General features: G+C 65.2%; 18 protein-coding genes. 8 read left to right on the top strand and 10 right to left on the bottom strand.

Annotation, left to right across the window (positions count from 1 at the left end; all coding sequences use genetic code 11):
* Position 1 precedes the first annotated feature (1 nt).
* The 4 genes from secD to queA form a co-directional block, all read right to left on the bottom strand.
* Positions 2-2,065: a protein translocase subunit SecD gene (secD, locus tag BUE39_RS08645; RefSeq protein WP_073428231.1), complete on the bottom strand. Its 2,064-nt coding sequence runs from the start codon at positions 2,063-2,065 to the stop codon at positions 2-4.
* Positions 2,066-2,183: 118 nt separating this feature from the next.
* Complete coding sequence (gene yajC / locus BUE39_RS08640) at positions 2,184-2,513, bottom strand: preprotein translocase subunit YajC (RefSeq protein ID WP_073428230.1); 330 nt, start codon at positions 2,511-2,513, stop codon at positions 2,184-2,186.
* A 206-nt stretch (positions 2,514-2,719) separates the two neighbouring features.
* Positions 2,720-3,925 (bottom strand): tRNA guanosine(34) transglycosylase Tgt, encoded by a 1,206-nt coding sequence (tgt, locus tag BUE39_RS08635; protein ID WP_073428229.1) that lies wholly within the window; start codon positions 3,923-3,925, stop codon positions 2,720-2,722.
* A gap of 204 nt (positions 3,926-4,129) precedes the next feature.
* On the bottom strand, positions 4,130-5,185 hold the full coding sequence (gene queA, locus BUE39_RS08630; RefSeq protein WP_073428228.1) for a tRNA preQ1(34) S-adenosylmethionine ribosyltransferase-isomerase QueA: 1,056 nt from the start codon (positions 5,183-5,185) through the stop codon (positions 4,130-4,132).
* 148 nt (positions 5,186-5,333) lie between these two features.
* Here queA and recG point away from each other — a divergent pair, with 148 nt between their 5' ends.
* The 7 genes from recG (at position 5,334) to ubiA (ending at position 12,673) form a co-directional block, all read left to right on the top strand.
* Entirely contained in the window at positions 5,334-7,721 is a 2,388-nt protein-coding gene (gene recG, locus BUE39_RS08625; RefSeq protein WP_073428227.1) for an ATP-dependent DNA helicase RecG, read from the top strand.
* A gap of 121 nt (positions 7,722-7,842) precedes the next feature.
* A complete protein-coding gene (locus tag BUE39_RS08620; RefSeq protein WP_073428226.1) occupies positions 7,843-8,802 on the top strand; it encodes a hydrogen peroxide-inducible genes activator in 960 nt (319 codons plus the stop codon).
* A 193-nt stretch (positions 8,803-8,995) separates the two neighbouring features.
* Positions 8,996-9,118 carry a hypothetical protein gene (locus BUE39_RS35880; RefSeq protein ID WP_268801988.1) on the top strand — a complete coding sequence of 41 codons (123 nt, stop codon included), beginning with the start codon at positions 8,996-8,998 and terminating at the stop codon, positions 9,116-9,118.
* Between the two features lie 102 nt (positions 9,119-9,220).
* On the top strand, positions 9,221-10,675 hold the full coding sequence (locus BUE39_RS08615) for a catalase (RefSeq protein WP_073428225.1): 1,455 nt from the start codon (positions 9,221-9,223) through the stop codon (positions 10,673-10,675).
* Positions 10,676-10,761: 86 nt separating this feature from the next.
* Positions 10,762-10,923, top strand: a complete 162-nt coding sequence (locus BUE39_RS35135; protein ID WP_167363275.1) for a hypothetical protein — start codon at positions 10,762-10,764, stop codon at positions 10,921-10,923.
* 154 nt (positions 10,924-11,077) lie between these two features.
* Positions 11,078-11,566 (top strand): Dps family protein, encoded by a 489-nt coding sequence (locus BUE39_RS08610; protein WP_073428224.1) that lies wholly within the window; start codon positions 11,078-11,080, stop codon positions 11,564-11,566.
* Positions 11,567-11,809: 243 nt separating this feature from the next.
* The gene (ubiA, locus tag BUE39_RS08605; protein WP_073428223.1) at positions 11,810-12,673 is read left to right on the top strand and encodes a 4-hydroxybenzoate octaprenyltransferase; all 864 of its coding nucleotides are present in this window, start codon (positions 11,810-11,812) and stop codon (positions 12,671-12,673) included.
* Positions 12,674-12,896: 223 nt separating this feature from the next.
* On the opposite strand, the gene proC is transcribed toward ubiA, so the two are convergent.
* The 6 genes from proC to BUE39_RS08575 form a co-directional block, all read right to left on the bottom strand.
* A complete protein-coding gene (proC, locus tag BUE39_RS08600; protein WP_073428222.1) occupies positions 12,897-13,712 on the bottom strand; it encodes a pyrroline-5-carboxylate reductase in 816 nt (271 codons plus the stop codon).
* A gap of 55 nt (positions 13,713-13,767) precedes the next feature.
* Positions 13,768-14,466, bottom strand: coding sequence for a YggS family pyridoxal phosphate-dependent enzyme (locus tag BUE39_RS08595; RefSeq protein ID WP_073428221.1), 699 nt, complete (start codon positions 14,464-14,466; stop codon positions 13,768-13,770).
* Positions 14,467-14,494: 28 nt separating this feature from the next.
* Entirely contained in the window at positions 14,495-15,721 is a 1,227-nt protein-coding gene (gene glcF, locus BUE39_RS08590; RefSeq protein WP_073428220.1) for a glycolate oxidase subunit GlcF, read from the bottom strand.
* Between the two features lie 8 nt (positions 15,722-15,729).
* A complete protein-coding gene (gene glcE / locus BUE39_RS08585; protein ID WP_073428302.1) occupies positions 15,730-16,818 on the bottom strand; it encodes a glycolate oxidase subunit GlcE in 1,089 nt (362 codons plus the stop codon).
* Between the two features lie 163 nt (positions 16,819-16,981).
* Positions 16,982-18,475 (bottom strand): FAD-linked oxidase C-terminal domain-containing protein, encoded by a 1,494-nt coding sequence (locus tag BUE39_RS08580; RefSeq protein ID WP_073428219.1) that lies wholly within the window; start codon positions 18,473-18,475, stop codon positions 16,982-16,984.
* 84 nt (positions 18,476-18,559) lie between these two features.
* Positions 18,560-19,975 carry an FAD-linked oxidase C-terminal domain-containing protein gene (locus BUE39_RS08575; protein WP_073428301.1) on the bottom strand — a complete coding sequence of 472 codons (1,416 nt, stop codon included), beginning with the start codon at positions 19,973-19,975 and terminating at the stop codon, positions 18,560-18,562.
* 241 nt (positions 19,976-20,216) lie between these two features.
* On the opposite strand from BUE39_RS08575, the gene BUE39_RS08570 reads away from it, so the two are divergent.
* The gene (locus BUE39_RS08570) at positions 20,217-20,771 is read left to right on the top strand and encodes a cob(I)yrinic acid a,c-diamide adenosyltransferase (RefSeq protein WP_073428218.1); all 555 of its coding nucleotides are present in this window, start codon (positions 20,217-20,219) and stop codon (positions 20,769-20,771) included.
* Positions 20,772-20,830 lie beyond the last annotated feature (59 nt).

The following is a 20,830-nucleotide window of genomic DNA, read 5'->3' as shown; positions in this document are numbered from 1 at the left end:
CTCAGCGGGATGAACCCGGTTTCTGCGGCGTGTTCGACGCATTCGGCGACGCATTCGACGCATTGCGGCGGCGCACGGTCGGCTTGCCGGCACGCGCTTGCGCGCCAGCGTTGGCCTTCGGCTTCGCGGTGACGGCAGCGACGGCTTGTGCGGTATCCGTTGCGGCGTCTTCGTTACCGAGGTAAGCGGCGGCACCGTCGATACCTTCCGCTTGCGGACGCCACACCTGGCCGATCGCCAGCGACTTGAGCTTCTTCTTGCCGCCGTACCAGAGGTTGACGAGGCCGCGCGAGAAGAACACGGCCGAGAACATCGACGTCAGAATGCCGATACAGTGGACCATCGCGAAGCCGCGCACCGGGCCCGAGCCGAACGCGAGCAGCGCGAGACCGGCGATCAGCGTGGTGACGTTCGAGTCGAGAATCGTCGCCCATGCGTGCGCGTAGCCGTTCTGGATCGCCAGTTGCGGCGGCGCGCCGTGGCGCAGTTCCTCACGCACGCGCTCGTTGATCAGCACGTTCGCGTCGATCGCCATACCGAGCGCGAGCGCGATAGCGGCGATACCCGGCAAGGTGAGCGTGGCCTGCAGCATCGACAGCACGGCGACCAGCAGCAGCAGGTTGACCGACAGGCCGATCATCGAAATCACGCCGAACAGCATGTAGTACGCGATCATGAAGACGGCGATTGCCGCGAAGCCCCACACCACCGAGTGGAAGCCCTTGTTGATGTTGTCCGCGCCGAGGCTCGGACCGATCGTGCGTTCCTCGATGATCTCCATTGGGGCCGCCAGCGAACCGGCGCGCAGCAGCAGCGCGAGGTCGGCGGCGCCTTGCGGCGTGGCCTGGCCGGTGATCTGGAAGCGGTCGCCCAGTTCCGACTGGATGGTCGCCACCGTCAGCACTTCGCCCTTGCCCTTTTCGAACAGCACCATCGCCATCGGCTTGCCGATGTTGTCGCGCGACACGCTGCGCACCGCGCGCCCACCCGCCGAATCGAGGCGGATGTTGACCGACGGACGCTGATGTTCGTCGAACCCGGCCGACGCGTCGATAATCCGGTCGCCCGTGAAGATGATCTGCTTTCTCAGCAGCACCGGCGTCTGGTTGCCTTGCGTGAACAGTTCGTCGCCCGGCGGCACCGGGTCGGACGGATTCGGGTGCGTGTTGACCGGGTCGGCCAGACGCGCTTCGAGCGTTGCCGTGCGGCCGATGATGTCCTTCGCCTTCGCCGTGTCCTGCACGCCCGGCAGTTCGACCACGATGCGATCCGCGCCTTGCTGCTGGATCACCGGCTCGGCCACGCCGAGTTCGTTCACGCGGTTATGCAGCGTGGTGATGTTCTGCTTGAGCGCCGCATCCTCGACGGTTTTCTGCACCGCGGGCGTGAACGTGCCGACGAGTTGCACGCTGCCGTCGGCGCTGGCTTGCGAGGCCCACTGGAGTTCGCTGATGCCGCGGCCCAGTTGCTTGAGCGCCGCGTCCGCCGTGGCCTGGTCGGCGAAATTGATCACCACCGTCTGGTTGACGCGATTCACGCCGCCGTCGCGGATGTTGTTGTCGCGCAGGAGCGTGCGCGCGTCCGAGGCGTCCGAGTCGAGCTTCTTGTTGAGCGCGCCGGCCATGTCGACCTGCAGCAGGAAGTGCACGCCGCCGCGCAGGTCGAGACCGAGATACATCGGCAGCGCGTGCAAGGCGGTCAGCCAGCGCGGCGACGCGCTTTGCAGGTTCAGCGCGACGATGAACTGCGGGTCGGTGGGGTCGCTGTTCAGCGACTTCTGCAGCAGGTCCTTCACGCGCAATTGCGTGTCGGTGTCCGTCAGGCGCACGCGAATGTTCGCGTTGGCCGACGTGTTGTCGAACGTGACGTCGGCCGGCTTGATCTGACTGGCCGCGAGCGCGGCTTCGACCGCCGACAGCGTGGTCGAGTCGAGCTTGACCGTTGCCTTGCCGCTCGACACCTGCACCGCCGGCGCTTCGCCGAACAGATTGGGCAGCGTGTACACGAGGCCGATGACCAGAGCCACCAGCATCACGGCGTATTTCCAGAGGGGGTAACGATTCATGAGTGGTCCAACGGGAAGGTTGGCTTGGAAGCGATGCGCCCGGCGATGAGCGCGGGCGGTTCAGCGTTGCGTTGCATGAACCGCCGGCGAGGCCGCGCCGGACGCGAGAGAGCAGGCCTTACAGCGACTTGATCGTGCCCTTCGGGAGAATCGTCGTGACCGACGCTTTTTGCACGGTGATTTCCGTGCCTTCCGAGATTTCGATGCCGACGTAAGCTTCGCCCACCTTGGTCACCTTGCCGACGATGCCGCCATTCGTCACTACCTCGTCGCCCTTGGCCATCGCGGCGAGCATGCTGCGATGTTCCTTCTGGCGCTTCATTTGCGGGCGAATCATGATGAAGTACAGCACGCCGAACATCAAGATCAGCGGCAGGAAGCTCATCAGATTCGATTCAATGCCACCAGTTGCTGTGCCTTGAGCGAAGGCATTGGAAATGAACGACACGTTGGTCTCTCCGTTATAAGTCAAAAACGATCAAAAAAATCAGCCGGTTATTCTACCACTGGCCCTATGCGCGTCGGCGCGGCGAATCGGCTTTGCGATCAATCGGTTAAAGCCTGTTTACCTCGCGCGCGAAAGTGGATTGTAAGGTTTTCCGCGTGACGCCGACGGAATCCTCATGCAAATCCTTCGGCGCGCGCACCGTCTGTCTAGTCGATACCGCGCGCGCGGTTCTCCTGGAAGCGCCGGCGGAACGGCTCGAACATTTTTGCGTCGATGGCGTCGCGCATTTCCTGCATCAGTTCGAGGTAGTAGTGCAGGTTGTGGATCGTGTTGAGCTGCGCGCCGAGGATTTCCCCCACGCGATGCAGATGGTGCAGATAGCCGCGGGTGAAGTTTCGACAGGTATAGCAGCCGCATTGCTCGTCGAGCGGGCGCAGCGAATTTTTGTGCGCCGCGTTGCGGATCTTGATGTCGCCGAAACGCGTGAACAGCCAGCCGTTGCGTGCGTTGCGGGTCGGCATCACGCAGTCGAACATGTCGACGCCGGCTGCGACGCCCGCCACCAGATCCTCCGGCGTGCCGACGCCCATCAGGTAGTGCGGCTTGTCGGCCGGCAGCTTCGGGCCGATGTGGTTCAGCACGCGCATCATGTCTTCCTTCGGCTCGCCGACCGACAACCCGCCGATCGCCAGCCCGTGGAAATCCATTTCCGCGAGACCCGCCAGCGATTCGTCGCGCAGATCCTCGAACATGCCGCCCTGGACGATGCCGAACAGCGCATTCGGATTGCCGAGCCGGTTGAATTCGTCGATCGAGCGCTTCGCCCAGCGCATCGACATGCGCATCGAATCGGCGGCTTCCTGGTGCGAGGTCGGCACATTGTTGGTGGCGTACGGCGTGCATTCGTCGAACTGCATGACGATGTCCGAGTTCAGCACCTTCTGGATCTGCATCGATACTTCCGGCGACAGGAACAGCTTGTCGCCGTTGATCGGCGAAGCGAACGTGACGCCGTCCTCGGTGATCTTGCGCAGATCGCCGAGCGAGAACACCTGAAAGCCGCCGGAGTCCGTCAGGATCGGCTTCTTCCAGCCCATGAAGCCATGCAGGCCGCCGTGCGCCTCGATCGTTTCCAGCCCCGGACGCAACCACAGGTGGAAGGTGTTGCCGAGAATGATCTGCGCGTGCATTTCCTCGAGCTCGCGCGGCTGGACGGCTTTCACCGTGCCGTACGTGCCGACCGGCATGAAGATCGGCGTTTCGACCACGCCGTGATTCAGCGTGACGCGCCCGCGGCGCGCCTGGCCGTCGGTGCCGAGCAGTTCGAATGCGAGGCCGTTATCGGGGCGCGGGGCGGTGTTCCCGCCGGTATTGCCGCTGCCGCGTGTATCGTGGGTATGACCTTCGGTCATGGAGACTCCTGTGCCACCGGAGAACAGTCCGGCGCGGTATCGAACGCCGCCGGGTCAGCCACGGCGGCAGGGTAATAAAACTCGAGATGCGGGCATGCCCGCTCAGGAGCGGGGCAAGCACCGCCGCCACATCAACGCGGCAAGGAGCGGCAGACTACCGCGCACATGGCCGGCGCGCAACGCCATTGGCGCGATACGACGGTCTCAGCCGTCCCGCCGCGTAAGCAGCATGGCGTCGCCGTAGCTGAAGAAGCGGTAACGCTCGTCGATCGCATGGCGATACGCTTTGCGAATCGTCTCGACGCCGGCGAACGCCGAGACCAGCATCAGCAGCGTCGACTTCGGCAAATGGAAATTGGTCACCAGCCGGTCGACCACGCGGAATTTGTAGCCCGGCGTGATGAAGATGTCGGTTTCCGTGCTGGCGGCGGCAAGCGGCCGGCCGGCGGCTTCGGCGTCGCGCGCGGCGGCTTCGAGCGCGCGCATCGAGGTCGTGCCGACCGCGATCACGCGGTTGCCGCGCTCGCGTGTGGCCGCGATCTTGTCGGCGAGCGATTGCGGCAGGTGATACCACTCGCTGTGCATCTTGTGCTCGGCCAGGTTCTCGACCCGCACCGGCTGGAACGTGCCCGCGCCGACGTGCAGCGTCAGCGTCGCGCGTTGCACGCCTTTGGCGTCGAGCTTCGCGAGCAGCGCGTCGTCGAAATGCAGGCCGGCGGTGGGCGCGGCGACCGCGCCCGGATTTTGCGCGAACACCGTTTGATAACGCGTTTCGTCGGTTGCGTCGGGATCGTGCTCGATGTACGGCGGCAACGGCAGGCGGCCGTGTTGCTCGATCAGCGTCAGGCAGTCGTCCGGGAAATGCAGCGTGTAGAACGGCTCGACGCGTTCGCCGACGGTGACGTCGAACGCGTCGGCCAGGCGGATCGTGGTGCCCGGCTGCGGGCTCTTGCTCGCGCGGATTTGCGCGAGCGCCGTGCGCTCGCCGGTGAGGCGCTCCACCAGCACTTCGACCTTGCCGCCGCTGGCCTTCTGGCCGAGGAAACGCGCCTTCAGGACTTTGGTATCGTTGAAGACGAGCAGGTCGCCCGCCGCGATGCAATCGGGCAGTTCGGCAAAGCGGCGGTCGATCAGGCGCGCGGCGCCCGCATCGAGCGGGTTGTCCACCTCGAGCAGACGGCTCGCGCTGCGCTCGGGCAGCGCGACTTGCGCGATCAGCTCGGGTGGCAGATCGAAATCGAAATCGGAAAGCGTAAACATGCGGACGACTGGAAGCGAATTGGGACGGAATTGAGCCGAAGCCGGAGCCGGGCGGCTATGATTGCGGGACGCCTGAGCGGCCCGCGAGCCCGCGCGCTGATTGGCGGCGACATCTTTGACAGCCGATATTGTACTTGCGAAGCAACCCATGCCTTTGTCCGAACGCCGATTGCCCTCCGCTACCGACGAAGTGAGCGCCGAGCCCAAGCGCCGCGTCTCGCGGGGCAGGCCGGCGGCGGGTGCGGCCGATGCGGTTGGCGCGGGCGGCGCGATGAGCGGCGCGAGCGGTGCCACTAACGCCACCAACGCCAAAGTCGCACCGGACCCGGCAACTCCCAGCGGCGCCAAAGCCGCACCTGACTCAGCCCCCGCGAGCAACGCCAGATCCGCATCCGAATCGGCAACCTCGAACAGCACCAAAACCGCCGCCGCGCCGGACAAAAAGAAAGCCGCGTCCCCGGCGGCCAAACCCGCCGCCAAACCCGCCGACAAACTCGCCAAGCTCGGCCTCACGCGCGACATCGACCTCGTGCTGCATCTGCCGATGCGCTACGAAGACGAAACCTCGCTGACGCCGATCGGCCACCTGCTGCCGGGCGGCGTCGCGCAAACGGAAGGGGTGGTGTTCGACAACGAGATCGCCTATCGTCCGCGTCGCCAGTTGCTGGTGAAGTTGCGCGACGACGCCGGCGACGAGCTCGTACTGCGCTTTCTGAATTTCTACGGCTCGCAGGTCAAGCAGATGGCGATCGGCGCGCGGCTGCGGGTGCGCGGCGACGTGCGCGGCGGTTTCTTCGGTCTGGAAATGGTGCATCCGGCGGTGCGCGTGGTCGACGAGGACACGCCGCTGCCGCAGGCGCTGACGCCGGTGTATCCGAGCACCGCGGGCGTGACCCAGGCGTATCTGCGCAAATCGATCGACAACGCGTTGTCGCGCACCGCGTTGCCGGAATTGCTGCCCGAGCCGATCGCGCGCGCCTATCTGCAGCCGCTCGGTGTGCCGACGCTGATGGACGCCGTGCGCACGCTGCATCATCCGGGCGTGCAGTCCGATGAAACCGCGTTGATCGACGGCACGCATCCGGCGTGGGTGCGCATCAAGTTCGAGGAATTGCTCGCGCAGCAGATGTCGCTCAAGCGCGCGCACGAAGAGCGCCGCAGGCGCGCGGCGCCGGCCATGCCGCGCCGCAAGCTGGGCGACGAATCCGCGCTGGTGGCGCGTTTGCTGAAGGCGCTGCCGTTTTCGCTGACGGCGGCGCAGGAGCGCGTCGGCGGCGAGATCGCGCTCGATCTGACGCAGCCTCATCCGATGCAGCGGTTGCTGCAGGGCGACGTCGGCAGCGGCAAGACGATCGTCGCCGCGCTGGCGGCGGCGCAGGCGATCGACGCCGGCTATCAGGCCGCGCTGATGGCGCCTACCGAAATCCTCGCCGAGCAGCACGCGCGCAAGCTGCGCGGCTGGCTGGAGCCGCTCGGCGTGAGCGTCGCGTGGCTGGCCGGCAGTCTCAAGACCCGCGAAAAGCGCGCCGCGCTCGAAGCCGCCGCGCTCGGCACGGCGCAGCTCGTGATCGGCACGCACGCGATCATTCAGGACGCGGTCGAATTCGCGCGGCTGGGGCTCGTGATCGTCGACGAACAGCATCGCTTCGGCGTCGCGCAGCGGCTCGCGTTGCGCGCCAAGGCGCCCAAAGCCGCCGACGGCGCGCGCGAGTTCCAGCCGCATCAGTTGATGATGTCCGCCACGCCGATTCCGCGCACGCTCGCGATGACCTATTACGCCGATCTCGACGTCTCCACGATCGACGAATTGCCGCCCGGACGCACGCCGATTCTCACCAAGCTGGTGTCCGATGCGCGCCGCGAGGAAGTGATCGGCCGCGTGCGCGAAGCCGCGCTGACGGGGCGCCAGGTGTACTGGGTGTGTCCGCTGATCGAGGAAAGCGAGACCTTGCAGTTGCAGACTGCGGTGGAAACCTACGAGACGCTGGTAGCCGCGTTGCCCGAACTGAACGTGGGCCTCGTGCATGGCCGGCTCGCGCCGGCCGAGAAGGCGGCGGTGATGGACGCCTTCACCCGCAACGAGGTGCAGTTGCTGGTCGCGACGACGGTGATCGAAGTGGGGGTCGACGTGCCGAATGCGTCGTTGATGGTGATCGAGCACGCCGAGCGGTTCGGCCTCGCGCAATTGCACCAGTTGCGCGGCCGGGTGGGGCGCGGGAGCGCGGCGTCGGTTTGCGTGCTGCTTTACACCGGGCCGCTGTCGATGACGGCGCGCGCCCGCTTGCAGACCATGCGCGAGACCACCGACGGCTTCGAGATCGCCCGAAAGGACCTCGAGATCCGCGGGCCGGGGGAATTCCTGGGCGCCCGGCAGTCGGGCGCGGCCATGCTGCGCTTCGCGGATCTGGAGAACGATCAGTGGCTGATCGAGCCGGCGCGCGAAGCCGCGGCGGCGTTGCTCGAGCAATACCCCGAGGTCGTGATGCAGCATCTCGCGCGGTGGCTCGGGGCGCGCGAGCACTATCTGAAAGCGTGATGCCGCCTTGACGGACAAACGGCACCCTTCGGGAAAGCCGGGGGGATCAAAAGGTTGGCGAACCGACCCTATAGGTGTATAACTAGAACCTATCGAATTCACCGCACTGATTGGTCCCCTAATGACGCTCACCGAATTGAAATACATCGTCGCGGTTGCCCGCGAGCGGCACTTCGGCCGGGCCGCCGAAGCGTGTTTCGTTAGCCAGCCGACCTTGTCGGTGGCGATCAAGAAGCTCGAAGACGAGTTGAACGTGCAGATTTTCGAGCGCGGCACCAGCGAGGTCAGCGTCACGCCGATCGGCGAACAGATCGTCACGCAAGCGCAGCGCGTCCTCGAACAGACGCTCGCCATCAAGGAAATCGCCAAGCAGGGCAAGGACCCGCTGGTCGGGGCGCTGCGCCTCGGCGTGATCTATACGATCGGGCCGTATCTGCTGCCCACGCTCGTCAAGCAGATGATCAAGCGCGTCCCGCAAATGCCGCTGATGCTGCAGGAAAATTACACGCTGAAGCTGATCGAGCTGCTCAAGCAGGGCGAAATCGACGTCGCGATCATGGCGTTGCCTTTCCCGGAAACGGGCCTGATGCTGCGCCCGCTGTACGACGAGCCGTTCGTCGTCGCGCTGCCCTCGGGCCACGCGTGGGAAAACCGCAAGGAAATCGACGCCGACGATCTAAAGCAGGAAACCATGCTGCTGCTCGGCAGCGGCCATTGCTTCCGCGACCACGTATTGGGCGTGTGCCCGGAATTGATGCGCTTTTCGCAGAACGCGGACGGCATCCAGAAGACTTTCGAAGGTTCGTCGCTGGAAACCATTCGCCATATGGTGGCGAGCGGCGTCGGCATTACCGTGCTGCCGCGCATGTCGGTGCATGAAGTGAAGGCGCATGCGGGCGGCATCGACTCGGGCCTGCTCAGCTATGTTCCTTTCGGCGAGCCGGTGCCGGATCGCCGCGTCGTGCTCGCCTGGCGCAAGAGTTTCACCCGCATGCCCGCCATCGAGGCCATTTGCGACGCGGTCAGCGCCTGCGATCTGCCAGGCGTCAAGAAGCTGGACCTGCCGGTCGCCGTCAACTGATTTTCACCCGCTGATTTTTACCCGTTTCGCGCCGAAGCCGGCTCGCCAAGTATCCTGGCGGCCCGGCCAGCGCCCAAGGCGCCGTTGGTCCCGCGCCTATCAAATAGATTAAATTAATTAACCACGGAAGTTCGATAGGGTTGATATAGTTTCTCCAACGGATCACCCGATCCCATAAGACCCGGAGGACATCATGACCCAACCGAATTCGCAGCAAGCCCAAGCCGTCGCCACGCCCCGCGCGTTCGCCGCGTCGATGCTGAATATGCGCACCGTCGCGTTCTCGTTGCTGGTCGACCGGGCTCTGTCCGCTTAGTGCCCACTTAGCATTCGCTCGATATCGGCTCAAGTTTCCGGCATCAGTGTGCCGCGCCTCTCCCCACATTCAGTTTCGATACAAGACACCCAGGAGTCACGCATGTCAGAACGCAAGCTCACCAATGCCGCCGGCGCACCCGTCGCCGATAACCAGAATTCGATGACCGCCGGCACGCGCGGCCCGGTCGTCCTGCAAGACGTATGGCTGCTCGAAAAACTCGCCCACTTCGATCGTGAAGTGATTCCGGAGCGCCGCGTTCACGCCAAAGGCTCGGGCGCATTCGGCACGCTGAAAGTGACGCACGACATCTCGCGCTACACGAAGGCGAAAGTGTTCGCCGAGGTCGGCAAGGAAACGCCGCTCTTCATGCGGTTTTCCACGGTGGCGGGCGAGCGCGGCGCGGCCGACGCGGAACGCGACGTGCGCGGTTTCTCGATCAAGTTCTACACGGAAGAAGGCAACTGGGACGTGGTCGGCAACAACACGCCGGTGTTCTTCATCCGCGATCCGCTGAAGTTCCCGGACTTCATCCACACGCAAAAGCGCGACCCGTATACCAACATGCGCAGCAACGTCGCGGCGTGGGACTTCTGGTCGCGCCATCCCGAGTCGCTGCACCAGGTGACGATTCTGATGAGCGATCGCGGTATTCCGAAGAACTATCGTCAGATGCACGGCTTCGGCTCGCACACGTACTCGTTCGTCAACGCGAACAACGAGCGTTTCTGGGTGAAGTTCCACTTCAAGTCGCTGCAGGGCGTTGAAAATTTCACCGATGCCGAAGCGGCGCAAGTGGTCGCGCAGGACCGTGAAAGCGCGCAGCGCGATCTGGTCGCGAACATCGACGCGGGCAATTTCCCGAAATGGCGCTTCGCGATTCAGGTGATGCCGGAAGCGGAAGCCGCGGCGTATCGCTTCAATCCGTTCGATATCACGAAGGTGTGGTCGCAGAAGGACTATCCGTTGATCGACGTCGGCACGATCGAGTTGAACCGCAATGCGGCCAACTATTTCGCGGACGTGGAGCAGGCGGCGTTCACGCCGGCCAACGTGGTGCCGGGCATCGGCTTCTCGCCGGACCGTCTGTTGCAAGGCCGTTTGTTCTCGTACGGCGACACGCAGCGCTATCGCCTCGGCATCAACCATCACCAGATTCCGGTGAATGCGTCGCGCGTGCCGAACCCGCATTCGTTCCATCGCGACGGCGCGATGCGCACCGACGGCAACCTCGGCGGTAACGTGAACTACGAGCCGAACCGTTTCGGCGACTTCGCGCAGGACGCGAATGCGTCCGAGCCGCCGCTCGCGGCGGGCGCGGTGGATCGCTACGATCATCGGCTGGACGACGACTACTACACGCAGCCGGCGATGCTGTTCGCGCTCTTCGACACCGCGCAGCGCGAGCGTCTGTTCGGCAATATCGCGCGCCATATCAACGGTGTGCCGCAGGAGATCGTCGCGCGTCAGATCGAGCATTTCCGCCGCATCGATCCGGCCTACGCCGAAGGCGTGACCGCCGCGCTGGCCGCGCTTGCGGAAGCCGGCAAGAAGTAAGCGGTCGAAGTAATCGGGAAGTGATGCGGCAAAGCGGGGCGCGTCGGCGCCCCGCCGGTATTGAGACGAATCGAGGAAGCACGATCATGATCCAGATGATGATGGCGACCATCGGCGGCACGCCGTCGACGCGCGGCGCGCAACAGCGGCAGGCATGGATGGCGCGCAAGACCGTGGGTTTCGCGATCTTCACGAGCGGACTGGCGGTGATCGTCGCGCAAGCGCTTCGGCACGCGTTAGGCGGCTGATTCAAGCGCTTGCCGCAAGGGCGGCAAGTGACCACGCGTCACACGAACGCGGCACCTTTCTAAGATAAACTGTCGAGCGTTCGATGTTTCCGGTTTGTCATTCGCAAACCGTTAGTTTGCCGACCGGTTCGTATCACTCTTCAAAGGAGTCGTCATGGCCAAGAAAGAAGCCGTACAGCATGTCAACATCGGGATCAGCGACAAGGATCGCAAGAAGATCGCGGAAGGTTTGTCGCATCTGCTCGCCGACACCTACACGCTGTATCTGAAGACCCACAACTTTCACTGGAACGTCACGGGTCCGATGTTCAACACGCTGCACCTGATGTTCGAAACGCAGTACAACGAGTTGGCGCTGGCGGTGGATTCGATCGCCGAACGTATTCGCGCGCTGGGTGTGCACGCGCCGGGCAGCTACAAGGATTTCGCCAAGCTGTCGTCGATTCCCGAAGCGGACGGCGTGCCGGCTGCCGAGGAAATGATCCGCCAGTTGGTGGAAGGTCAGGAAGCCGTGGTGCGTACCGCGCGCGCGATTTTTCCGTCGACGGAAGCCGCCAACGACGAGCCGACCGCCGACCTGCTGACGCAACGCATGCAAACGCATGAGAAAACCGCGTGGATGCTGCGTTCGATGCTGGCTTGAGCGGTTGATCCGCTTGAGCATCGGCGTGCGGATTCATCGACCGGCGCTTCGGCGTGTGTGATGAATCCAGACGGAGCCTCCCTTTACGGGAGGCTTTTGTTTTTTACGGGGCGGATTTCGGCTTCGACGCTGGCGTTTGCTCTTGCGTCGGCGCCGAGCGCGTGACCGTCGTCCTGCCCGAAGCTCCACGCAGCCCGCATCCCGTAAAATAGCCGCACATCTCCGCATTCCACCGAATCCGCCATGTTCGCCCGACTTCCCCTGTATTTGCGCCTCGTGCGCATGGACAAGCCGATCGGCAGCCTGCTGCTGCTGTGGCCCACGCTCAACGCGCTGTGGATCGCCTCCGACGGTCATCCGTCGTGGCCGCTGCTGGTGATCTTCACGGTGGGCACGGTGCTGATGCGCTCGGCCGGCTGCGCAATAAACGACTATGCGGATCGCGATTTCGACCGCTACGTGAAGCGCACCGAAAACCGTCCGATCACCTCGGGCAAGATCAAGGCATGGGAAGCGGTGGCGCTCGCGGCGGGCCTGTCCCTGCTGGCCTTTCTGCTGATCCTGCCGCTCAATACGCTGACCAAGGAACTGTCCGTCGCCGCGTTGTTCGTCGCCGGTTCGTATCCGTTCACGAAGCGTTTCTTCGCGATTCCGCAGGCATACCTCGGCATCGCGTTCGGCTTCGGCATTCCGATGGCGTTCGCCGCGATTCAGGACCACGTGCCGATGCTCGCCTGGGTGATGCTGTTGGCCAACGTGTTCTGGTCGGTCGCGTACGACACCGAATACGCGATGGTCGATCGCGACGACGACATCAAGATCGGCATCCGCACCTCGGCGCTGACCTTCGGGCGCTTCGACGTGGCCGCGATCATGCTGTGCTATGCGGCAACGCTGGGGATTTACGTCGGCATCGGCGTGCTGCTCGGTTTCGGCGTGCTGTACTGGCTGGGATGGGCTGCGGCGGCGGGCTGCGCGATCTATCACTACACGCTGATCCGCAAGCGCGAGCGGATGGCCTGCTTCGCGGCGTTCCGGCATAACAACTGGCTGGGCGGCGCGCTGTTTGCCGGCATCGCCGCGCATTACGCGGCGGCTTCGTTCTAGTTTTTCAGGGCTGTGTTCGCGTTGCCTTTGTGCCGCGCACGCCGCCTCGGTTCGAATCCACTTCTGTTCTAACTGCTCGTCGGCGCGGAGCGCGACGACCGCGCTAACCGCTCTGATTGCCGGCCGAATTCGTCAGCTATTTTCGAGGCGCCGCGTCCCGCGGCGCACTTTTCCTGATTGACTGCCCGATCCGCGCTTAACGCGTCGAGCGCACTGAACGCGCTTACTGCTTGCCGAACTCGTCGCCCATTTCCTTGGCACGCGCATCGGCGGCCAGCACACCGCGCACGATTGCATCCTTGATGCCGCTCGCGTCGAACGACGCCAGCGCGGCTGCGGTGGTGCCGCCCTTCGACGTCACACGTTCGCGCAGCACGGACGGCGGCTCGTCCGAGTTCGCGGCGAGTTGCGCCGCGCCGGTGAAGGTCGCCACCGCCAGCGCGCGGCCTTGCGCTTCGTTCATGCCGAGCTGGCGCGCGGCTTCCTGCAATGCTTCGATGAAATAGAACACGTAGGCCGGGCCGCTACCCGAGATGGCGGTGACCGCGTCGATCTTCGCTTCGTCGTCGAACCAGACGGTTTCGCCCACCGCGCCGAGCACCTGCGACGCCAATGCGCGGCCCGCTTCGTCGACGCTGCGCGTGGCGGTGAGACCGGCCACGCCCATGCCGATCAGCGCCGGCGTGTTCGGCATCACGCGCACGATGCGGCTGTGACCGTTGAGCCAGCGCGACATATCGTCCATGCGAATCCCGGCGACGATGCTGATCGCCAGTTGCGACGCGTTCAAGTGCGGCGCCAGCGCCTCGGCGACGCTCTTCAGGATCTGCGGCTTCACCGCCAGCACGACGGCGTCATACGACGCGAGCGCGGCGTCCGCCGCGGCGCCGGTCCGGATGCCGAACTGCTGCTCGTTGCGCTTGCGCGCGTCCTCGTTGGGATCGATCGCGTAGAGATCGGCGGGCGCGACGCCACGTTTGATGAGGCCGCCGATCAACGCCGCAGCCATGTTGCCGCCGCCGATAAAAGCAATTTTCATGATGGTCCGAAAGAAGTTCCGTTGAGAGCTCGCCTGGGCTCGAACAAGGCAAGGGTCAGTGAGAGTAATCCCGCGCGCCGAAGATCGCGGTGCCGACGCGCACGATCGTCGCGCCTTCCAGCACGGCCGCCTCCAGGTCGCTCGACATGCCCATCGAAAGCGTATCGAGCGGCAGACCGTTCTCGCGCAGACGCTCGAACAGTTCGCGCAAGCGGCGATGCGGCACACGTTGCTCGTCGATGCCGCCAGCCGGTTCCGGAATCGCCATCAAGCCGCGCAAACGCAGCTTCGGCAGCGCGGCGATCGCCTGCGCGACTTCCACCGCCTCGGCCATGCTCACGCCGCTTTTCGACGCCTCGCCGCTGATGTTGACTTGCAAGCACACGTTCAGCGGCGGCAGATTGTCCGGCCGCTGCTCCGACAAGCGTTGTGCGATCTTCAAGCGGTCGACCGAATGCACCCAGTCGAAATGCTCGGCGACCGGCCGCGTCTTGTTCGATTGCAACGGTCCGATGAAATGCCATTCGAGCGCGGCGCGCAAATCGGCCAGCGCTTCGATCTTCGCAATGGCTTCCTGCACGTAGTTCTCGCCGAACGCGCGCTGGCCCGCGTCGTAGGCGGCGCGCACGTCTTCGGCGGGAAAGGTCTTGGAAACCGCGAGCAGGTCGATGGTGCGCGCGTCGCGTCCGGCCGCGTGCGCGGCGGCCGCGATGCGCTGCCGCACCGCTTCGACGTGGTGAATCAGATCGGACATGGAACGGATCCGGAGGGCGATGACCGGATTATACGGACAGCATGTGCTCGACCAGTTCGATCCAGTGCGCGACCGGCGTGGACGTGCCGCTTTGCAGATGCGCGATGCAGCCGACGTTCGACGACACGATCACCTGCGGTTCCTGCGCATGGAGCCGCTCGAGCTTCTGGTCGCGCAACGCATACGAGAGCTTGGGCTGCGTGAGCGAGTAAGTGCCGGCCGAGCCGCAGCACAAGTGGCTATCCGTGGGAAGACGCACTTCGACGCCGAGCGCCGTCAGCAGATGCTCGACCTTGCCGCGCACCTGCTGACCGTGCTGCAACGTGCAGGGCGGATGAAACGCCACCGTGTGAACCGAGCGGCGCCTCGTGGCCGCGATCAGGCTTTCCTCGAACTCCGGCAAGATCTCCGCGATGTCGCGCGTCAGTTCGACGATGCGGCGCGCCTTCTCCGCGTAGGCCGGATCGTGGCGCAACAGGTGCGCGTATTCCTTGACCGTCGCGCCGCAACCGGACGCGTTCATCACGATCGCTTCCACGCCGTTTTCAACGTGGGGCCACCATGCGTCGATGTTCGCACGCAGATCGTCGAGCGCTTCGTCGTTGTAGCCGAGATGCAGGCGGATCGCGCCGCAGCAGCCGGCCTCGGGCGCGACCACGGTCTCGATGCCGAGCGCGTCGAGCACCCGCGCGGTCGCCGTATTGACGTTCGGCATCATCGACGGTTGCACGCAGCCCGCCAGCATCAGCATCTTGCGCGAATGTTTCGCGCTCGGCCATTCGAGCGGACGCTGCCGCGCGGGCACCTTGTCGCGCAGCTTCTTCGGCAGCAGCGGGCGGACATGCTGACCGAGCCGCATGGCCGGCGTAAACAGCGCGCTGTTCGGCACGAAGCTCGCGAGGAACCGCCGCACCACCCGCTGACCGAACGGTCGCGTGACTTTTTCCTCGGTGAGCTTGCGGCCGATTTCCACCAGCCGGCCGTATTGCACGCCCGACGGGCACGTGGTTTCGCAGTTTCGGCAAGTGAGGCAGCGGTCCAGATGAACCTGCGTGCTGCGCGTGACCGGCGCGCCCTCGACCATCTGCTTGATCAGATAAATGCGTCCGCGCGGGCCGTCGAGTTCGTCGCCCAGCAACTGATAGGTCGGGCAGGTAGCCGTGCAGAAACCGCAGTGCACGCAATTGCGCAGGATGGCGTCGGCTTCGTCGCCGTCGGGCGTATTGCGAATGAAGTCCGCGAGGTTGGTTTGCATCGCGTCGCTTAGAAGTCGGGGTAGAGACGGCCGCGATTGAAGATGCGGGCTGGATCGAAGGCCGCTTTCAGGCCGCGATGGATTTTCATCAGCGGCGCGGGCAGCGGCGTGAACACGCCGGTGCTGCGGTCGTAGCCGTGGCCGGTGCGGAAAATGGTGGCGTGGCCGCCCGCCTGCTTGGCGCTGATGCGCACGGTCTGCGCGTCGGTGTCGGTGATCCACCAGCGCTGGGCGCCGCCCCATTCCATCAACTGCGCGCCCGGCAACTGCATGGGCTCGGTGATCGACGGCAGCGCGAGGCGCCACAGCGCGGCTTTCGGCGGAATCGCCGAGAAAAACAGGTCGGTCTGTTCGCGCAGGCCCGCCCAGAAGCGTTCCGCCTCGACCGCATCGACGACTTCGCCGCCGAGCGTCGTGCGCGCTGTCTTGACGGCGCTTTCCGCGCCGGCCAGCCGCACGGCCAAGGTGCCGTGACGCCATGCGCTCGCGGTGATCGGCAGCGGCCGGCCGCCCCATTCGTTGAGCTTGCGGACCGCGTCGGTGCCGTTCATATCGAACTTGAGGGTCGTTTCGGCCTGCGGCAGCGGCAACACCTTGACGGACAATTCGAGGATCAGCCCCAGCGTGCCGAGCGAGCCCGCCATCAGGCGCGAGACGTCGTAACCGGCGACGTTCTTCACCACTTGCCCGCCGAAACGCAGCGTCTGCCCCTGGCCGTTCATGACGACGGCGCCGAGCACGAAGTCGCGCGCCGCGCCCGCAGCCGGGCGGCGCGGACCGGCGATGCCCGCCGCGATGCAGCCGCCGAAGGTGGCCTGCGGCCCGAAGTGCGGCGGCTCGAACGCGAGCATCTGATGGTGTTCGGCGAGCGCCGCCTCGAGCTCCAGCAAAGGCGTGCCCGCGCGCGCGGTGATGACCAGTTCGGCCGGATCGTACGCGATGATGCCGCGATAGGCGCGCGTGTCGAGGATCTCACCTTCCAGCGCCTGACCGTACCAGTCCTTCGTGCCGCCGCCACGGATGCGCAACGCGCGTCCCGCGGCGCTGGCCGAACGCACGCGTTCGGACCAAACGGCGACGATGTCGTCCTCTTCCATGGTGTCCTGCTTCATTGTGTTTCGTTTGATTGTACCGGCCGGGAGCGCGCTGACAACCCGGAGCGGACCCGCATCGGGTAATCAGGGTGAACGCCGGAAAGCCCCGTCAGAGCGGGCTATGCGCGCTGCGTCAGTTCGCCATGGGTGAGCGGAAACTCATGAGTTAAAACCGCGGAATGTCGGGATGCGGCAGCAAGCCGCCGCGCACGTGCATCTTGCCGTATTCGGCGCAGCGCGCTCGGGTGGGAATGCCCTTGTCGGGGTTGAGCAGGCCCGGCGCGTCGAAGGCGCGCTTGACCGCGTGGAACGTGTCGCGCTCCTCGGGCGAGAACTGCACGCACATCGAGTTGATTTTCTCGATGCCGACGCCGTGTTCGCCCGTTATCGTGCCGCCGAGTTCGACGCAGGTTTCGAGGATGTCGCTACCGAACGCTTCCGCGCGGTGCCACTCGTCCCGGTCGTTGCCGTTGAACAGGATCAGCGGATGCATGTTGCCGTCGCCGGCGTGAAACACGTTGATGCAGCGCAGGCCGTACTTCTTCTCCATCGCTTCGATGCGCGCGAGCAGCGGGCCGATACTGCGGCGCGGCACCGTGCCGTCCATGCAGTAGTAGTCCGGTGAAATGCGGCCCGCGGCCGGAAACGCATTCTTGCGCCCGGACCAGAAGCGCAGCCGCTCGTTCTCCGAGCGGGAAATCTGGATGCGGGTGGCGCCCTGTTCACGCAGCACCGCCGTCATGCGCACGATTTCGTCGGCGACTTCTTCGGGCGTGCCGTCCGATTCGCAGAGCAGGATCGCGGCTGCGTCCAGGTCGTAGCCGGCATGGACGAATTCCTCCACCGCGCGCGTGGCCGGTTTGTCCATCATTTCCAGGCCCGCCGGGATGATGCCCGCGGCGATGATGCCGGCCACCGCGTCGCCGCCTTTCACCACGTCGTCGAAACTGGCCATGATGACCTGCGCCGTTTGCGGCTTCGGGATCAGCTTGACGGTGACCTCGGTGACGATCGCGAACATGCCTTCGCTGCCGATCAACACCGCGAGCAGATCGAGGCCGGGCGCGTCAGGTCCGAGCGAGCCGAATTCGACGATCTCGCCTTCCATCGTCACGGCGCGAACGCGCAGCACGTTGTGCACCGTGAGGCCGTACTTGAGGCAGTGCACGCCGCCGGAATTCTCGGAGACGTTGCCGCCGATCGTGCAGGCGATCTGCGACGACGGATCCGGCGCGTAGTACAAGCCATAGGGCGCGGCGGCCTCGGAAATCGACAGATTGCGCACGCCCGGCTGGACCGTGGCGGTACGCGCGTAGGAGTCGACCTCGACGATCTTGCGAAAGCGCGCGAGCGACACCACCACGCCGTGGCGAATCGGCATCGCCCCGCCGGACAAACCGGTGCCCGCGCCGCGCGGCACGATCGGCACGTCGAGGCGGTGGCAGATCTGCACGATGCGCTGCACCTGCGATTCCGTCTCCGGCAACGCGACCGCCAGCGGCAGACGCCGGTAGGCGGCAAGCCCGTCGCAGTCGTAGGCGACGGTGTCTTCCTCGCGATATAGCAGACAGTGGGTCGGCAACACGGCCATCAGCGCCTGCACGACTTCGCGCTGGCGCTGGGCGAGTACGTCGGCCGTCAGTTCAGCGGGTGCGTTCATGTGGGTTGTCTCCTCGTGTCGCTCACCCGGCGTGCTCGTCGGGTTCGATGCGGCGGCGGCGCCGCTGCCGCGCCTGGAAATGCCTCAAGCCGCCCAGGAAAAGATCTTGCCGGGGTTCATGAGATTGCGCGGATCGAGCGCGTGTTTGATCGAGCGCATGGTATCCACCGCGACTTCGCCGTGTTCCTCGAGCAGGAAGCCCATCTTGTGCAGGCCGACGCCATGCTCGCCCGTGCAGGTGCCGTCCATGCGCAGCGCGCGTTGCACGATGCGCTGGTTCAGACGCTCCGCTTCGACGAGTTCTTCGGGCTTTTCCGGATCGATCAGGATCGCCACGTGGAAGTTGCCGTCGCCGACATGGCCGACGATCGGGCACGGCAGCGGCGACGCCTTCAGATCCTGCTCCGTCTCCACCACGCATTCGGCGAGGCGCGAGATCGGCACGCAGACGTCGGTCGTGACCGCGCGGCAACCGGGCTTCAGTTGCAGCATCGCGAAATAAGCGTTGTGGCGCGCGTTCCACAGGCGGCTGCGGTCTTCCGGCCGGGTCGCCCATTCGAAACCCTCGCCGGCATTCTGCGCGGCGATTTCCTGCACCAGCTCGGCTTGCTCCTTGACGCCGGCCTCGGTGCCGTGGAATTCGAAGAACAGCGTGGGCGCCTCGCGCAGCGTCAGATTCGAATGGCGATTGATCGAGCGGATCGCGAGCGAGTCGACGAACTCGACGCGCGCGATCGGCACGCCGATCTGGATCGTTTCGATGACCGCGCGCACCGCGTCGCCCATCGACGGGAATGCGCATACCGCGGCGGACACCGCTTCCGGCAGCGGATAGAGACGCACGGTGATTTCGGTGATCACGCCGAGCGTGCCTTCCGAGCCCACGAACAGACGCGTGAGGTCGTATCCGGCCGCCGACTTGCGCGCCCGCGTGCCGGTCTTGATCACGCGGCCGTCGGCCAGCACCACGGTCAGCCCGAGCACGTTCTCGCGCATCGTGCCGTAGCGCACGGCGTTGGTGCCCGAGGCGCGCGTGGCCGACATGCCGCCGATGCTCGCGTCCGCGCCGGGGTCGATGGGGAAAAACAGCCCTGTGTCGCGCAGCGCTTCGTTCAGTTGCTTGCGCGAGATGCCGGGCTCGACGGTGACGGTGAGGTCTTCCGCGTTGATCGACAGCACGCGGTTCATTTCCGACAAGTCGATCGACACGCCGCCTTGCACCGCCAGCAGGTGCCCTTCGAGCGAGGAGCCGTTACCGTAGGGGATGATCGGCACGTCATGCTGCGCGCATAGCTTGACGATGGTCTGCACTTCCTCGGTCGTGCGCGCGAATACGACGGCGTCGGGCAACTGGGGATCGAAGGGTGATTCATCGCGGCCATGATGGGCGCGCACGGCTTCGGCAATCGACACGCGTTCGCCGAAAGCGGCGTTCAGCGCGCTCAGCAACTCAGCGGGAAACGGCCGGCGCAACGGAGCCGATGGCTCGGGATGGTTCACGCATGTCTCCTGATATATGGTGGCAGAGCTGGTTTGCAGCAGGCGTTTCATTTTACGCCGATCGCCTTCTGGCCGGCGTCGGGACCGGCTTGCGCTTCTATAATGGCGGCGACCTCGCGATGCGCGCAATATGGATAAACGCGGTGGCTTGTCCGCTGGCTTATCCGGCCGGGTGGCCGATGCGCCGGATGGAATGGCCGGCGCCGCGCGGACGCATCGTTACTAAATGCACGGAGACATCATGGGCAACCGCTTGGGCAAGATCGCCACCCGCACCGGCGACGACGGCACCACCGGTCTCGGCGACGGCCGCCGCGTGCGCAAGGACTGCGCGCGGATCGCGGCGATCGGCGACGTCGACGAACTCAATTCGAACCTCGGTGTGCTGCTGTGCGAGACACTGCCGGACGAAGTGCGAGCGGCGCTCGTCGCGATTCAGCACGATCTGTTCGATCTGGGCGGCGAGCTTTGCATCCCCGGCCACACCATGATCACCGACCAACATCTCGGCCAGCTCGACGATTGGCTCGCCGACTACAACGCGACGCTGCCGCCATTGAAGGAATTCATTCTGCCGGCGGGCTCGCGCGCGGCCGCGCTCGCGCACGTGTGCCGCACGGTGTGCCGGCGCGCGGAGCGGGCGATCGTCGCGCTGGGCGAAATCGAAGCGATCAATCCGGCGCCGCGCCAGTATGTGAACCGCTTGTCCGATCTGCTGTTTGTGCTGGCGCGCGTGCTGAATCGCGCGGACGGCGGCGCGGACGTACTGTGGCAGCACGACCGCGGGGCCGGATAGGCGCATTGGTGGCCCTGTGACAATCTGTCCGGGCAAGTCTTTTCTTAAAGAGGTATTCT

The organism is Paraburkholderia terricola (genome assembly GCF_900142195.1).
Lineage (GTDB): Bacteria > Pseudomonadota > Gammaproteobacteria > Burkholderiales > Burkholderiaceae > Paraburkholderia > Paraburkholderia terricola.
Note: the sequence above shows the minus strand (reverse complement) of the source record. Positions and strands in the feature narration are given on the sequence as shown.